Below are 15,642 nucleotides of genomic sequence, written 5' to 3'. Positions count from 1 at the left end.
GGTTCACGCTGGAGGGCATGACGATCCTGCCGAGCACGTCGCACTGGGGAGCGTTCCTGGCCGAGGTCGGGCCGGACGGGCAGCTCAAGGTCAGCCCGCACCCCGCCGACCCGGCGCCGTCCGCGTTGCTGGGCAACCTGCCCGCGACGCTCGGCCACCGCAGCCGCGTGTCCGCACCGGCGATCCGCCGCGGCTGGCTGGACAACGGCCCCGGCCCGGACTCCGGACGCGGACGCGACGAGTTCGTGGAAGTCAGCTGGGACAAGGCACTCGATCTGGTCGCGGCCGAGCTGGGCCGGGTGCGCGAGCGGCACGGCAACCAGGCGATCTACGGCGGTTCCTACGGATGGGCCAGCGCGGGCCGGTTCCACCACTCACAGAGCCAGCTGCACCGCTTCCTCAACACGATCGGCGGCTACACCTACCACAAGGGCACGTACAGCTTCGGCTGCTCGATGTTCGCGCTGCCGCACATCGTCGGCGACGCGAACGCGGTGCTGTTCGGCGGAACCGCCTGGCCGACGATTCTCCGGAACACCGAACTGCTGGTCGCCTTCGGTGGCATGCCGGTCAAGAACATGTCGGTCAGCCCGGGCGGCCTCACCGAACACACCTCGCCCGTCCACCTGGACCAGCTCGCCGAGTCCGAGGTCGAAGTGGCGCTGATCAGCCCGCTCCGCGCCGACCTTCCGTCCACAGTGGACGTGAAGTGGCACGCGCTCCGGCCCGGCACCGACACCGCGCTGATGCTCGGGCTTGCCCACACGTTGTGCACGGAAGGTTTGCACGACCGTGCTTTCCTCGACCGGTACACCACCGGGTACGACGAGTTCGAACGCTATCTCCTCGGTTCCGCCGACGGCGTGCCGAAGTCCGCCGAGTGGGCCGGCGCGATCACCGAGATCCCGGCCGCGGACCTCGTGGCACTGGCCCGCAAGATGGCCGCGTCCCGCACGATGATCACGATCACCTGGTCGCTGCAACGCATCCAGTACGGCGAACAGCCCATCTGGGCCGGGATCACGCTGGCCGCCATGCTCGGCCAGATCGGCCTGCCGGGCGGTGGCTTCGGGCACGGCTACGGATCCATGGGCGACATGGGATCGACCGGCCCCGAGGTGCGGACCCCGTTCCTGCCCCAGGGAACCAACCCGGTCGAGGAGTTCATCCCGGTCAACCGGATCGCCGACATGCTGCTCAACCCGGGGCAGCGCTACGAGTTCAACGGCGAGGTCCGGCACTACCCGGACATCCGGGTGGTGTACTGGGCCGGCGGCAACCCGTTCCACCACCACCAGGACCTGTTCCGGCTGCGCGAGGCGTTCACCAGGCCGGACACGGTGATCGTGCACGATCCATATTGGACAGCCTCGGCCCGGCACGCGGACATCGTCCTGCCGGCGACGACTTTCGTGGAACGAGAGGACTTCGGCTCCGGTCGCCGCGACTCGCGGCTGATCGCGATGCACCGGATCGCCGAACCGGCCGGTCAGGCGCGGGACGACTACGACATCTTCACCGGGATCGCCGAGCGGATGGGCGCGGCCAAGGAGTTCACCGAAGGCCGCACCTCCCGGGAATGGCTGGAGCACCTGTACTCCGAGTGGCGCACCGAACCGTCCTTCGCGGACTTCTGGGCGGCCGGCGAGCTGGAGCTGACCGGCGAGAACCCGGACTACACGCTGTTCAGCGACTTCCGCGCGGATCCGGACGCGCATCCGTTGCCCACGCCCAGCAAACGCATCGAGATCACCTCGGCGACCGTGGCCGGGTTCGGCTACGACGACTGCCCCGGGTACCCGGTGTGGCTGGAGCCGGAGGACTGGCTCGGCGGGCCGCGGGCGCAGCGGTTCCCGTTGCACCTCATCGCCAACCAGCCCAGCACCCGCCTGCACAGCCAGCTCGACGTGGGCCCGACCAGCCAGGCGGCCAAGGTGGCGGGCCGGGAGGCGATCCGGATCCACCCCGCCGACGCCGCCGCGCGCGGGATCTCCGACGGGGACATCGTGCGGGTGTTCAACGACAAGGGCGCGTGCCTCGCGGGCGCGGTGGTGTCCGAGGACGTCCGGCCGTCGGTGGTGCAACTGCCGACGGGCGCGTGGTTCGACCCGGTTGAGGATCACCCGACGGGCCCGCTTTGCGCGCACGGCAACCCGAACGTGCTCACCACCGACCGGCCCACCTCAAGGTTGACTCAGGGCTGCACCGGTCAGCACACGCTCGTGCAGATCGAGCGGTTCGACGGGGAGGCCCCGCCGGTCACTGTTGGCTAGAGCGTGTCCTGCGGATCTCGGTCGATAAGAGGCGAGATCGAGGTGGTTCCTGACGGTGCCGCAGGGCCGTCGGAATACTGGTTGTCTTTTGGCGGTCCTGCGGTGCCGTCAGGGGCCGCCTCGGCTCGGCTGTCGCGATCGAGATCCGCAGGACACGCTCTCGCCAGGAACTCCTGGGCGAGACGCTTGGGCGCGCGGAGGAGCCACGCCTCGGTGGCGAGCTCCTCCAGCTCGGGCACGCTGATCTCGTCCAGCAGCACCAGAACCGCCGGATACCCGTCGAAATGCGGGATCGTGAAGTAGACCGCCGGGTCGTCGGCGATCAGCGCCGCCTTGACGCCCTCGTCCGCGACCCGGACGCCGAGGATCGGGCGGTCCGGAGCCCGCTCGCCCAGGTCGGCCCGGTCCTTCCTGCCCAGCGGCCGTTCCCAGACGAACAGCTTGTCCTTGACACACCACTGGGCCGAGCCGCGGCTCACGCGTTCCGAGGTCTCCGGCAGGCTCAGCGCGATCCGGCGGACGTCGTCCCAGGTGCTCACGACTTGCCCAGGTGTTCGGCGAAGAACGAGTCGATCCGCTGCCAGGCATCCTTGGCCGACTCGGGTTCCGGGCCGATCCGCATGACCTTCATCAACGGCTGCAGCAGCTTCGGGCCGGCCGGGCCGTCGTTGAGGAACGAGTGGCCCGCGTTCGGATAGGTCTTCACGTCGTGTGGGATTCCCTTGCGGGTCAACGCTTCCTCCAGCTTGACCGGCATCTTGCGGAACGGGATGTCCTTGTACCCGTAGCTGGCCACGATCGGGCACGCGCCTTCCAGGGCCTTGTCCAGCTCGCGCGGCAGCACCCCGTAGTTCGGCGCGGAGGCGTCGAACCCGGCGTTCGCGGTGGCCAGCGCGAACCCGCCGCCCATGCAGAACCCGATGACGCCGATCTTCCCGGTGCAGTCCGCGGAGCCGGCCAGCCACTGCCGGGCCACGCCGATGTCCACGAACGCCCGCCCCTCCCCCTTGGCCAGCGCCCGGAACGTCGAGATCAGGCACTTGCGCACGCCGCCCGCGCTGAACAGGTCCGGCGCGAGCGCCAGGAACCCGGCCCTGGCGAGCCGGTCGGCCTGCCGTTTCATCACGTCGTCCAGCCCGAACGCCTCGTGCACGACGACCACACCGGGCCAGGGCCCATCGCCTTCCGGCTTCGCCAGATACCCCCGCAGCGGCTGCGAGCCGCCCTTCTGCCGGGCCAGGCCGGTCAGGTCGATGTCCGCCATGTCGTGCCCTTCCGTTCGGTTGATCACGACCGTAGTCCCCCGGGCAATTCCCGTCAGGGTGAATCCGGTCTACGATCGGGCCCCTGGCTGGGGGAGGTCTGTGATGGCCGTAGCTGCCGAAACGAAGTTGTTGCCGACGGTCGCGTGGCGCCAGGTCGGCGTCGTCGTCCTGGTTCTCCTCGCCGTGGCCACCGCGTTGTCCGGGCGGTACGGGTTCCACCGGGACGAGCTGTACTTCCTGGCCGCGGGCAAGCACCTGGACTGGGGATACGTCGACCAGCCGCCGTTGACACCGGTCCTGGGCTGGCTGTCGACGTCCGTCTTCGGTGACACACCTATGGGACTGCGAGTCGTGTCGACCTTGGCGGGCGCGGCGACAGTCGTGTTGATCGCTTTGGTGGCACGGGAAGTGGGCGGCGGGCGGACCGTTCAGTGGGTGTCCGCGGCGGCCACCGCGTTGTCGACGTTCGTCGTCGTGGTGACGCACATGTTGTCCACGACCACGATCGACATGCTGATCTGGGTCGCCTTGGGGCTCGCGGTGATGCGGTTGCTGCGGACCGGCGACGGGCGGTACTGGGTCGCGGTCGGGGCACTGATCGGGCTGGGCATGGCCAACAAGTGGCTCATCCTCTTGCTGGCCTCGGGTCTGGCGGTCGGCGTGCTGGTTTTCGGACCGCGCAAGGTGTTGCTGAGCGCCTGGTTGTGGGCCGGGGTCGCCGTGGCCGTGTTGGTCACGTTGCCGATCTTCCTGTGGCAGGCGGCGCACGACTTCCCGCTGCTCACCGTGGCCGGTGGGATCAGCGAGGATGACGGCCCGGACAACCGGATCCAGTTCATTCCCATGCAACTCGTGCTGCTGTCACCGATCCTGGTCCCGGTCTGGATCACCGGGATCATCCGGCTGTGGAAGGACCGTGCACTGCGGGCGTTCCCGGTCGCTTACGGTGTTGTGTGCGTGGAGCTCCTTGTGCTGGGCGGGAAGCCGTACTACTCGGTGCCATTGCTGATGTTGCTGGTTCCGGCGGGTGTTGAGCCCACGTTGAACTGGCTGCGCACGCGGGCTCGTCGTGTCCTCAGTGGGATCGCCGCCGCTGTCTGCGTTGTGGTCTCGGTTGTCGTCGGAATGCCCGTGCTGCCGCCGGCTTGGCTCGGTCCGGTGCTGGCGGTCAACAAGGAACCTGGCGAACAGGTCGGCTGGCCGGACTTCGCGGCCACGGTGAATCGCGGCTGGCAGCAGATCCCGGCGGACCAACGGGACAAGGCCGTGATCTTCACCGGTGACTACGGTCAGGCCGGCGCGGTCGAGCGGTACGGTCCCGCGCAGCCCTACTCCGGGCATATGTCCTATGAGGACTGGGGACCGCCCGCCGACAGCATGACCGGGCCGGTGCTGCTGGTCGGGCACTTCGGCGAACAGGCAGCGATCCGGCACTATGTGACCGGGTGCGAGGTCGTCGCCGTGCACGACAACGGGTACGGCATCGACAACGACGAGCAGGGCACGCCGGTGATGTTGTGCTCGCCGGTCAGTCAACCTTGGTCGCGGATATGGCCTTCTCTTCGGCAGTACTACTGACCTTCGAGGTCGCCAGGATCGACCCGCCGAGGATCAGCACGAACGCGATGACCGTGGTGATGGTCAGCGGTTCGTTGAGCACGAGCACACCCGCGGCGACGGCGATGACCGGGTTGACGTAGGTGATCACCACCGCGCGGGACGGCCCGGCCTCGCGGATCAGCTGGAAGAACAACATGAACGCCAACGCCGTGCAGATGATCGCCAGGCCGCCCAACGCGAACAGCACGTCCGTCGCCGGAACCCGTTGCGGCCAGGTGGCGATCGCGAACGGCAGGTAGACCAGCGAGCAGAACACCAGGGTGACCACGATGGTCACGATCGTCGGTACCTCCTGGAGCTTGCGGGCGGCGATGATCGGCGCGATCGCGTAGCCGACCGCCGTCAGCATGACCTCCACAATGGACCAGGCGTCGCCGCCGCGGAGGTTCGGCGCGGCCAGCAGGGCGACCCCGCCGAACCCGATCACCAGGCCGAGCCACTGCTTCGCGCCCGACCGCTCCCCCATCACGGCCAGCGCCACGGCCCCGACGATGGGAACGGCCGCGATCAGCAGTCCCGTCAACGAACTGGACAACGTGCGCTCGGCGTCCGACAGCAGCGCCCACGGGCCGACCACCTCGAGCAACGCGAACGCCAGCAGCGGCAGCCAGTGGCGGCGCAGGACCGTCCACTGGACGCGGCGCAGCGCCATCGGCAGCAGGATCACGGCGCCGACCGCGGTGCGGCTGAGCAGCAGAACGGGCACGGAGACCCCGCCGACCGCCACCTTGATCATCAGGTAGGGCAGTCCCCAGATCACGCTCATCAGCGCGAACAGGATCCATCCGGTACGTGTCACGGTCCCAGCGTCACGGACGGACGGCTCTGGTGTCTTGAACGCTGTTGCGGAAGACCCCAGGTGTGACGCCCACCACCCGGCGGAACCAGCGGGTCAGGTGGGCCTGGTCGGCGAACCCGGTGAGCGCGGCGGCCTGCGCGGGCCGGTGGCCGTCGATGAGCAGAGTGCGGGCCCGGCCGACCCGGTACTGCGACAGCCACGCATACGGCGGGATGCCCACGGTGTCACGGAACGCACGCACCACCTGGAACCGGGACACCCCCAGGTCGGTCGCGATCTGGTGCAGCGACGGCGGGTTCACCAGGTGTCCGGCCAGCACGTCCATGGTGACGCGGACAATTCGGTCATCCGGCACGGTTTTCCGCGACAGCCCGGCCACCGAATGCCGGGCGACGAGCTTGGCCAGCACCCACGACAGCTTCGACTCGGCTTCGATCGGATCCACCGAACGACTGAGGTCGGCATGTAATCGCCGGATCTGCCCGGCCAGCTCGGGATCCTCGATCACCGGCCGCGGAAAGCGCGCGGCCACCAGATTCCACTGTGGATACAGCACCCGGTACGCGAACCCATCCGCCACCGCCGCGGCCCCGGTGTGCACCTCCCCGGGCTCGATCACCACCACACTGCCCGGCCCCGAGTAGTGCGCCTCCCCGCGCATCTCGATCACCTCGACACCGTCCGTGCACACCCCGATCGCGAACTCCTCGTGCGCGTGCGGCGCGAACCGGTGCCGCACGAACCGCGCCCTGAGCAGGTCCAGCGGCGTGTCGTGCCCGGCATCCACCCGGGTCCAGACTGCCTGTTCCATCCCCCGAATGTAACCGTTCGCCCGCCTCAGGACTACGCCACGGGAGTTGTCCGGAATCTTGATTCCCAGTTCTGGCGCCACCTTCGGTGTGTCCACCGCGGAGGAAAGAGACACGGTCGGTGGATTCTCGGCCAGTCGATCACGGCGTAGCGTCGATCACCTTCCCATCGGGAGGGGGCTGATCATCATGAACACGACACTGATTGTCCTCAGTGGACTCATTGCGGGGGTGCTCAACGTCGCCGCGGCCGGCGGCAGCCTGATCTCGTTCCTGGCGCTCAGTATTACCGGCGTTCCGCCGCTGGCGGCCAACGCCACCAACCTGGCCGCCACCCCGGCGAGCTTCCTCAGCGGGATCCCAGCGGCGTGGCGCCATCGCCAAACGCTCCACAGTGGACTGGCGAGTGCGGCGCTCGGCACCGTGGCGGGGGTGTGGCTGGTCACGAGTCTCAGCGCCGGGACGTTCCGGCGCGCCGCACCCGTCCTGCTGGTCATGGCCGCGCTGGTGCTCGTGCTGCAACCGTGGCTGCACCCGAGAATCCAGCGCCACCAAGGAACCCAGCACCCGATCAGCAGAACGGTGTGGCTGTTCTGCACGGGGATCTACGCCGGCGGGTTCGGCGCCGGCGTAGGCATCCTCGTGCTGGTGGTCCTGGCGTACACGACCACCTGGCCGTGGCTGACCGTGACGGCGTCCAAGAACACCATCTGCCTGATCACCTCCATGGCCGGTCTTGGCACGCTCGCCCTGACCGGCGCGGTGATCTGGCCGCTCGCCGCCCTGCTCGCCGCGGCCATGGCGATCGGTGGCCTCATCGGCCAGTGGCTGCTCCGCCGCCTGCCCGAAGACCTGCTGCGCGGCGCCATCGCGGTGCTCGCCGCGTTCGGCGCGGGCCACATGGCGGCTACTTGAGGGTGGCCACCGCGTCGCGGTGCTTGAGCTTGGCCATCCTGCCGTCCGGGTGGTGCCACACAATGCCTTCGTACTGCGGGTGATCGAGCAGCCACGCCATCAGGCCGTCGAAGTCCCGGGGAACATCCGCGAAGGTGTCCGCGGTCTCGTGCCGGACCAGGACATGGCCCGGGTAGTTCTCCGGGTTGCCGTTCAGCTTCGGTCCACAAAGCTCGTACGTGCCCGCGACCTCGTCGCCGGTCCGCGCCTCGGTGAAGAACCTCACGAACGACGACTGCTCGACCGGCTCCCAGCCGACCGTTTTGCCGGTCGCCGGATCCTGTTGCACGGCAACGAACCCTGCCGGTTCCGCCTTGCCGGGCCGGACCTCGCGGCGCGCCCACCAGACCCCGTCGGCGTCCAGCCGCACGCAGGTCCCGTCGTACTTCCTGGTCGGCTCGCCCTCCCCGGCGATCACCCACCCGCAGGCGGGATGCACCTCCCGGATGACCTTCGTGAGGTCGGCCGGGTCACGGACGAAGAGTGTCGGGATCTTCTGCACGCGCCCATGGTCTCACCGGCCGCCACCGAAATTTCGCGCGGCGGCCGGTGATCCCGGGGGCTACTTGACGGCGACCGGGAGCTTGGCCGGGCCGCGGAGGTTGACGCGGCCGTTCCACTCGACGTCACCGGCCAGGGTCAGGCCGGGGAACCGCTGAACGAGCCGCTCGAACGCGATCCGGCCCTCCAGCCGGGCCAGCGCGGCGCCCAGGCAGTGGTGCGGGCCGGCGCCGAAGGACGCCTGGTGACGCGCCTCGGGGCGGTCGATCCGCAGCTGGTCGGCGTCCGGCCCGAAGAACCGCTCGTCCCGGTTGGCCGAGCCAAGGCAGGCAAGCACGAACGCGCCGGGCGGGATCTCCTTGTCCCCCACCACATGCGGCGCGAGGGTGATCCGGCGGGTCTGCTGCACCGGGGAGTCGTAGCGCATGAACTCCTCGACCGCGTTCGGCGCGAGATCCGGCTGCGCGTGCAACAGCTCGTACTGCGACGGGTTGCGCAGCAGGGCGACCACGCCGTTGGCGATCAGGTTGACCGTGGTCTCGTGCCCGGCCACGTAGAGCAGAACCACCTGGGAGACAAGCTCATCGTCGCTGAGCACGCCGCCTTCGTGCTCGGCGGCGATCAACGCGGTCATCAGGTCGTCGCCCGGGTTGGACCGCTTCCAGTCGATCAGCTCCCGGGTGATCCCGGACAGCTCGATGCTCGCGTTGATGATCGCGGTCATCGTCTCCTCGTCCGGCACCAGCTCCAGCGACCGGACCAGCGTCCCGCTCAGTTCGCGGACCCGCGCCGAGTCGGTCCGCGGCAGGCCGAGCATCTGCGAGATCACCGCGAACGGCAACGGGAACGCCAGTGCCTCCACGAGATCGACCGTGCCGGCCTCGGCCATCGCGTCCAGGCTGCTGTCCACAAGGGACACGATCTCCGGCTCGAGCGCGGCGATCGCCCGGCGGGTGAACACCTTCTGCACCAGGCCGCGCAGCCGGGTGTGGTCGGGCGGGTCGCGGTCGAGCATGGACTGGTTGAGGATCATCCCCTCGGCCGCCTCGAACACCTGGCTCTGCTCCTGGACCGCCCCGCCGGCCAGGTGGCGGTCCTCGACCGACAACCCGGCGCGCAGCAGCGCCGACACGTCCTCGTATCTGGACAGGAACCAGAAACCCATCGGGTGCTCGTGGATCGGGTCCCGGTCGCGCAGCAGCTTGTACTGGGGGTACGGGTCGTCGAAGAAGCCCGGCTCGTACGGGTTGAACAACGGCGTAATCGTATCGGTCATGAACATCTCCCCAGGTGAAGGACCTACACGACGTCTGTGACATACCCAGCGTATGTCCTAAACTCTGCGTATGTCCACCGTGCGGAGCCGGCGCGAGCAGTATTCGCAGGCCACCAAGACCGCGTTGCTCGAAGCGGCCACCCGGCGGTTCGCCGAACACGGCTTCGCGGGCACGTCGCTGGAGGACGTCGCGGCGGACATCCAAGCCACGAGAGGCGCCGTCTACCACCACTTCGCGGGCAAGAAGGCCTTGTTCGAGGCCGTTTTCGAGCAGTTGGAGGCGGCCGCGATCGACGAGTGCGTGGACGTGGTCGAGGCCGCGACCGACCCGTGGCAGGCCGCGTTCGACGCGCTGGACACGTTCCTCGGCCACTGCTGCGACCCGGTCTACGGCAAGATCGTCTGGCACGAGGCGCCGCTCGCGCTGGGCTGGCTGCGCTGGCGCGAATGGGAGGAGCAGTTCGCCTACGGGCTGATCCACGAGCTGATCGGCGCGTTGATGGACCACGGCGGGCTGGAGCGCAGGCCGCTGGAGACCGTCAGCCGGATCGCGTTCTCGATGCTCAGCGCCGCCGGGCTGGCGCTGTCCGAGGCGGCCGAAGCCGACAAGCCGCGGCTGCGCGAGGAGTACGGCACCACGATCCGCCGGATCATGACCGGGCTGCGGGTGTCCTGACTCGCTGGCAAATGGGGAAGCTTGCCCCGCGTGCCGCCGTGGGCTAGACGGGATACAAGGGACATTCCCGGCGAACCCACGGAGACGGTGTTATGGACCTACGGCCAGGAATCGCCGCGTTAGCACTCACTTTCGCGGCCGTGACCCCAGCACACGCCGAAACAACCGCGAGCTACATCGTGGTGCTCAACCAGTCGAGCGGTCTCGCGAACCGTTACGGCACAAGGGTCGAGCACACGTACGCGGCGCTGAACGGGTTTTCCGCACGGCTGAGCCAGTCCGAGGTGCGCGCGCTGAAGGCGGACAAGTCGGTGGCCGAAGTCGTGCCGGACGGCCAGGTTCACGCGTTCGGTGAGCAGACCAACCCGCCCTCCTGGGGCCTTGACCGGATCGACCAGCGGAAACTGCCGCTGGACAAGCGATACCGGTACGTCACCGAGGCCGCCAACGTCACCGCGTACGTGATCGACACCGGCGTTCGCAAGACCCACCAGGACTTCGGCGGCCGGGTGACCGGCGGCGTGGACATCGTCGACGGCGACGGCAACCCAGACGACGGCAACGGGCACGGCACGTTCATCGCGGGCATCATCGGCGGCACGTCGTTCGGGGTGGCCAAGAAGATCCGCATCGAACCGGTGCGGGTGCTGGACAACAGCGGCGCCGGGTCGATGTCGGACGTGATCGCCGGGATCGACTGGGTGACCCAGAACGCGCGCAAACCCGCTGTGGTCAACATGAGTCTCGGCGGTCCGGCGAACGCGGCGCTGGACGCGGCCGTCCGCCGGTCGATCGCGTCCGGGGTGACCTACGTTGTGGCGGCGGGAAGTTCGGCCGGCGACGCCTCGAACTTCTCCCCCGCCCGGGTCACCGAGGCGATCACCACCTCGGCCACCGGCCCGAACGACTGCGTGCACCCGCCGTCGAACTTCGGGCCGGTGATCGACATCTACGCGCCCGGCGTGAACATCACCGGTCCCTGGGGCACTTCGGACACCGCGACGCTGACCGCGAGCGGCACATCCTTCTCGTCGCCGCATGTCGCTGGTGGAGCGGGACTTTACCTCGCCACCCACCCGGCGGCGACGCCCGCTCAGGTCGCGAGCGCCCTGATCCGCAACGCCACCCGCAGCACGGTTTGCAACGTCCCACCGAACACGGTGAACCTGCTGCTATACACGCTCCCAGCGTAGCCGCAACGCCTGAGGCTTTCGGAAAACCAGACCCGTGGGTGAAGCGGGCGCGGCCAAGGTCAGGCCGGGCAGGGAACGCAGTTCGGTGAGCACCGTCCGCGTTTCCAGCCTGGCCAGATCCGCCGCCAGACACGCGTGCGGGCCTTGCGCGAACGCAAGGTGTTGGCGCGCATTGGATCGACGGACGTCGAACGTGTCCGGATCCGGGAAGACCGCCGGATCCCGGTTGGCGCCCGCGATCGACACCGTGACGAGATCACCCTGCTTGATCTCAGCGCCAGCGAGTGAAACATCTTGGGTGGCGTAGCGATCCACGACCGCGGCGGCCGGTTCGAGCCGGAGCGACTCCTCGACGGCGTTGGCCACCAACGAATCGTCCAGCGCCGCCCACTGATCCGGGTGGGACAACAGGTGCCAGGCGGCGTTGGTGATCATCCCCTCGGTGGTCTCGATGCCGCCGAACATCATCACGGCCGCGTTCGAGACCACTTCGGACACGCCGAGCCCACTCGCGGCGTCCCGCAGCAACGACTCCCGCTCCGCCGCGATCGACGCCCGCACACTCGCCGACAACAGCTCGAAGGCGTTGTGCCCGGCCGGACTCACGTCCTTGCCGGCCGTGACCCCTTGCACCGCGTCGACGATCGCCGAGTACCAGTCGAGCACGGTCGCCGTGTCCACCTCGGCCAGGCCGATGATCTCGGCGACCACGGTGACCGCGAGCGGGCCCGCCACCGTCCGCCGCAACTCGGCCTCGCCATCGCCGCGGACGGCGTCGACCAACCGCTTGGCGGCGGCGGAAACGGGTCCGGCGAACCGGGAACGCACCGCGGCGGGCCGGAACGACGCGGCGAACGGGATCCGGTGGCGGGCGTGTTCCTTGCCGTCCAGGGAAAGCATGCTCGGCCCGACCACCCGCGCGGTGGAGAACCGGGGATCGTCCACAGTGAACACAGCGGGATCCCGCATCACCTGGGTGGCCGGTTCGTACGCGGTCACCAGCCACCCGTTGAGCGCGGGCACCCACGCGACCGGGGTGTCCGAACGCAACCGCGCGAGCACCGGGTGCGGGTCCTCGGTGAGCCGGCCGATCGTCGCTTCTGCTTTCACACCAACCTCAATGGCTCATCAGTGATCCATGACTGACACAGACAATGACAGGGAGACAAAGACATACAAACACCTGACAAAATCGTTTCAACTGGTGTACCAAGTAACCGGCGACCATGCGACCGTTACCCTGGTCACAGCGCACGATCTACAACGGTGGCATGATTACCTGATCACACAGGTCCACCTTCTGGGGAGCAAGGAGGGCATTGGTGAGGCAAGGGGGTGTACCCCTGTCAGCCACTGCTGTCGAAGCCGACACCGTGCGTTTCGCACTGTTAGGCCCGGTGCGGGCCTGGCGGGCCGGGGCTGAGCTGGAACTGGGACCGCCGCAGCAGCGACTTCTGCTCGCCGTGCTGCTGGCCGGTGCCGGTGGACCGATCAGCCTCGACGAACTGGTCGACATGTTGTGGGAGGACAACCCGCCCGCGAGCGCGGTCAACGTCATCCACCGGTACGTGGGTGCGCTGCGCCGTGTCTTCGAGCCGGAGCTGGCCGCCCGCGCGACCGGCTCGTGGCTGATCCGCGACGGCGCGACCTACCGGCTCGCGGTCACGCCGGACTCGGCCGACCTGCTGGAGTTCCGCGAGCTCGCGGCCAGGGCCCGGCAGCACGACGCCGCCGGCCAGTCGGTGGACGCGGTCGCGTTGTTCACGCAGGCGCTGCGGTTGTGGCGGGGGCCGTGCGCGCACGGGATCATGGCGTCCGGCCGGGCGCGGACGATCTTCACCAAGATCGACCAGGAGTGCCTCACGCTGGTCTGCGAGGCCGCCGATGTCGCACTGGAGAACGGTCTGGGCGCGGACGTTCTGCAGTTCCTCCGGCAGGCCTCGAGCATGGACCCGTTCAACGAGGCCATCCAGTCGCGGCTGGTCCTGACGCTCGCGGCGACGGGAAACCAGGCCGCCGCGCTGAAGACCTATGAAACAGTGCGTGAACGGCTGGCCGAGGAGCTGGGCATCGACCCGGGTCCCGAGCTGGCCGCCGCGTTCCAGCGGGTGCTCACCCCGCACGAGCCGGCCGAGAGCCGCCCGCAGGTGGTCGAGCCGCTGGTCCGGCCCGCGCAGCTGCCGCCCGACCTGCCCGCGTTCGCCGGCCGCCGCACCGAGCTGAAGTACCTGCAGTCCCTGCTGCCGTCGGCCGACGAGCCCCCGCGCGGGCTGACCACGATCGCGCTGGACGGCATGCCCGGCGCGGGCAAGACGACCCTGGCCGTGCACTGGGCGCACACCGTCGCCGACCGGTTCCCGGACGGCCAGCTGTACGTGAACATGCGGGGGTTCGACCCGAACGGTGTCGCGCTGAGCGCGGCCGAGGCGCTGCGCGGGTTCCTGGACGCGCTCGGCATGCCGCCGGAGCGCATCCCCGCTGGCCTGGACGCCCAGACCGGGCTGTACCGCAGTTTGTTGTCACAACGGCGGGTGCTGGTGCTGATCGACAACGTCCGCGACCTGGAGCACGTCCGGCCGCTGCTGCCCGGTGCCGCGGGCTGCCACGTCATCGTGACCAGCCGCAACCGGCTGACCGGACTGGTCGCGTCCGAGGGCGCGTTCCTGTTGACGCTGGACACGTTGTCGATCGAGGACGCGCGCGAAACCGTGCTGCGCCGGCTCGGCCCGGAGCGGGTGTCGGTCGAGGCCGAGGCGGTCGAGGAGCTGATCGAGCTGTGCGGGCGGCTGCCGCTCGCGCTGGCGATCGTGTCCGCGCGGGCCGCGGCGAACCCGCACTTCCCGTTGAGCGCGATCATCCAGAAGCTCAAACGCGGCGGCGGCACACTCGCCGGGTTCCGCGACGGCGACGCGCCGGACGTGCGCACGGTGTTCTCGTGGAGCTACCGGATCCTGAGCCCGGACGCGGCCCGGCTGTTCCGGTTGCTGTCGTTGCACAGCGGCCCGGCGACCTCGCTCGGCGGCGCGGCCAGCCTGATCGGGCTGTCCCAGTGCGAGACGTCGGACCTGCTCGACGAGCTGACCCGCACCCGGTTCCTCACCGAGGTGTCGCCCGGCCGGTTCGTCGCGCACGACCTGATCCGCACGTACGCCATCGAGCTGCGCAACCAGTACGACTCCGAGGCCGACCAGCACGAGGCGCTCGGCCGGCTGCTCGACTACTACCTGCACACCTCACACGCGGCGACGGTGATCCTGCGGCCGACCCAAATGCCGGAGCCACCCATGGAGGCACGGCCGGGGGTGGTGCCGGAGACGATCACCAGCCGCGAGGACGCGATGGAGTGGTTCGCCGAGGAGCGGCACGTGATCGGCGACCTGGTGAAGAACTCGTTCCCGCCGTACTGCTGGACGCTGGCGATCACGATGCAGCAGTTCTACCAGCGAAGAGGCCTGCTGCACGACTGGGCGGCGACCATGTCGGTCGGCCTCGCCGCGGCCACCAACGCGCGCGACGACGCGGGCCGCGCGATCATGCACCGCAGCCTCGCCGGCGCCATGCACTACCTCGGCCGCTCCGAGGACGCACTGGAACACCTGCGCCGCGCCGAGATGCTGTTCAACCAGCTGGGGTGGACCACCGAGCACGCTTTCCTGGACAGCAACTTCGGCACCGTCCTGGCCCGCCAGGGCAAGCACATCGAAGCAATCGAACGCCACCGCCACGCCCTGACGACCTACCAAGAAGTCGGCGACCGCAAAGGCCAGGCAATCGCGTTGCAGAGCATCGGATCGAGCCTGGCCCAACTGGGCAACCACGACGAGGCGCTGCCCATCATCCGCGACGCCATGGCCATCTACCAGGCGGAGAACGACCGCGGCGGCGAAGGCGACTGCTGGTCCACCCTCGGCGAGATCCACCACCGCCTCGGCGACGTGGAACAGGCAACCAACTGCTACAAGCTCGCGGGCGAGATCTACCGCGAACTCGGCAACCGCTCGGATGAGGTGGAGGCACTGATCCTGCTGGGCGACATCCTGCACGAAACGGGTTCTGCGGCGGCCGCGGACACCGCGTGGCGGCAGGCGCTGGTGATCATCGAGGAGCTGCGGCTGCCTGGCGCGGACGAGGTCCGCGCCAAGATCGCCGGGTAGCAGCTTCGTGCAGGTGATCGCCGCCAGCGGCGATGGGTCGGCCTGGTGGTCGGCGCTGCGGCCCGCAGTTGTCCACAGGGGCAGGGCTGGCCCCGAATTGTCCACAGGCGGGGGTCGGGGCG

The 15,642-nt window shown here is 69.1% G+C and carries 13 protein-coding genes; 6 read left to right on the top strand and 7 right to left on the bottom strand.

Annotation, left to right across the window (positions count from 1 at the left end):
- Positions 1 to 17 precede the first annotated feature (17 nt).
- A complete protein-coding gene (locus AB0J95_RS07545) occupies positions 18 to 2,273 on the top strand; it encodes a molybdopterin-dependent oxidoreductase (RefSeq protein ID WP_364753808.1) in 2,256 nt (751 codons plus the stop codon).
- Here the strand turns inward: AB0J95_RS07545 and AB0J95_RS07540 are convergent.
- Complete coding sequence (locus AB0J95_RS07540; protein ID WP_364753806.1) at positions 2,270 to 2,812, bottom strand: MmcQ/YjbR family DNA-binding protein; 543 nt, start codon at positions 2,810 to 2,812, stop codon at positions 2,270 to 2,272. The two genes, AB0J95_RS07545 and AB0J95_RS07540, sit on opposite strands and share 4 nt — an antisense overlap.
- A complete protein-coding gene (locus tag AB0J95_RS07535; RefSeq protein WP_364753803.1) occupies positions 2,809 to 3,564 on the bottom strand; it encodes a dienelactone hydrolase family protein in 756 nt (251 codons plus the stop codon). The genes AB0J95_RS07540 and AB0J95_RS07535 overlap by 4 nt, the downstream gene beginning before the upstream one ends.
- A gap of 76 nt (positions 3,565 to 3,640) precedes the next feature.
- Between AB0J95_RS07535 and AB0J95_RS07530 the strand changes: the two genes are divergently transcribed.
- Entirely contained in the window at positions 3,641 to 5,116 is a 1,476-nt protein-coding gene (locus AB0J95_RS07530) for a glycosyltransferase family 39 protein (protein WP_364753800.1), read from the top strand.
- On the opposite strand, the gene AB0J95_RS07525 is transcribed toward AB0J95_RS07530, so the two are convergent.
- Complete coding sequence (locus AB0J95_RS07525) at positions 5,067 to 5,957, bottom strand: EamA family transporter (RefSeq protein WP_364753798.1); 891 nt, start codon at positions 5,955 to 5,957, stop codon at positions 5,067 to 5,069. The genes AB0J95_RS07530 and AB0J95_RS07525 overlap by 50 nt on opposite strands.
- Positions 5,958 to 5,967: 10 nt before the next feature.
- Positions 5,968 to 6,768 (bottom strand): AraC family transcriptional regulator, encoded by an 801-nt coding sequence (locus tag AB0J95_RS07520; RefSeq protein ID WP_364753795.1) that lies wholly within the window; start codon positions 6,766 to 6,768, stop codon positions 5,968 to 5,970.
- A 187-nt stretch (positions 6,769 to 6,955) separates the two neighbouring features.
- On the opposite strand from AB0J95_RS07520, the gene AB0J95_RS07515 reads away from it, so the two are divergent.
- Positions 6,956 to 7,681, top strand: coding sequence for a sulfite exporter TauE/SafE family protein (locus AB0J95_RS07515; protein WP_364753793.1), 726 nt, complete (start codon positions 6,956 to 6,958; stop codon positions 7,679 to 7,681).
- On the opposite strand, the gene AB0J95_RS07510 is transcribed toward AB0J95_RS07515, so the two are convergent.
- Both AB0J95_RS07510 and AB0J95_RS07505 read right to left on the bottom strand, forming a co-directional pair.
- Complete coding sequence (locus tag AB0J95_RS07510; RefSeq protein ID WP_364753790.1) at positions 7,674 to 8,222, bottom strand: DUF5565 family protein; 549 nt, start codon at positions 8,220 to 8,222, stop codon at positions 7,674 to 7,676. The genes AB0J95_RS07515 and AB0J95_RS07510 overlap by 8 nt on opposite strands.
- A 60-nt stretch (positions 8,223 to 8,282) precedes the next feature.
- Positions 8,283 to 9,497 (bottom strand): cytochrome P450, encoded by a 1,215-nt coding sequence (locus AB0J95_RS07505; protein ID WP_364753788.1) that lies wholly within the window; start codon positions 9,495 to 9,497, stop codon positions 8,283 to 8,285.
- Between the two features lie 70 nt (positions 9,498 to 9,567).
- Here AB0J95_RS07505 and AB0J95_RS07500 point away from each other — a divergent pair, with 70 nt between their 5' ends.
- Together AB0J95_RS07500 and AB0J95_RS07495 are read left to right on the top strand one after the other, a co-directional pair.
- A complete protein-coding gene (locus tag AB0J95_RS07500; protein ID WP_364753786.1) occupies positions 9,568 to 10,173 on the top strand; it encodes a TetR family transcriptional regulator in 606 nt (201 codons plus the stop codon).
- A gap of 140 nt (positions 10,174 to 10,313) precedes the next feature.
- Complete coding sequence (locus AB0J95_RS07495; protein WP_364753784.1) at positions 10,314 to 11,366, top strand: S8 family peptidase; 1,053 nt, start codon at positions 10,314 to 10,316, stop codon at positions 11,364 to 11,366.
- Here the strand turns inward: AB0J95_RS07495 and AB0J95_RS07490 are convergent.
- Positions 11,346 to 12,476 carry a cytochrome P450 gene (locus AB0J95_RS07490; protein ID WP_364753782.1) on the bottom strand — a complete coding sequence of 377 codons (1,131 nt, stop codon included), beginning with the start codon at positions 12,474 to 12,476 and terminating at the stop codon, positions 11,346 to 11,348. The two genes, AB0J95_RS07495 and AB0J95_RS07490, sit on opposite strands and share 21 nt — an antisense overlap.
- Before the next feature lie 263 nt (positions 12,477 to 12,739).
- Between AB0J95_RS07490 and AB0J95_RS07485 the strand changes: the two genes are divergently transcribed.
- Complete coding sequence (locus tag AB0J95_RS07485; RefSeq protein WP_364753780.1) at positions 12,740 to 15,520, top strand: BTAD domain-containing putative transcriptional regulator; 2,781 nt, start codon at positions 12,740 to 12,742, stop codon at positions 15,518 to 15,520.
- Positions 15,521 to 15,642 lie beyond the last annotated feature (122 nt).

The organism is Actinocrispum sp. NPDC049592, from assembly GCF_040675465.1.
In the GTDB taxonomy this organism is placed as follows: Bacteria; Actinomycetota; Actinomycetes; order Mycobacteriales; family Pseudonocardiaceae; genus Kibdelosporangium.
Note: the sequence above shows the minus strand (reverse complement) of the source record. Positions and strands in the feature narration are given on the sequence as shown.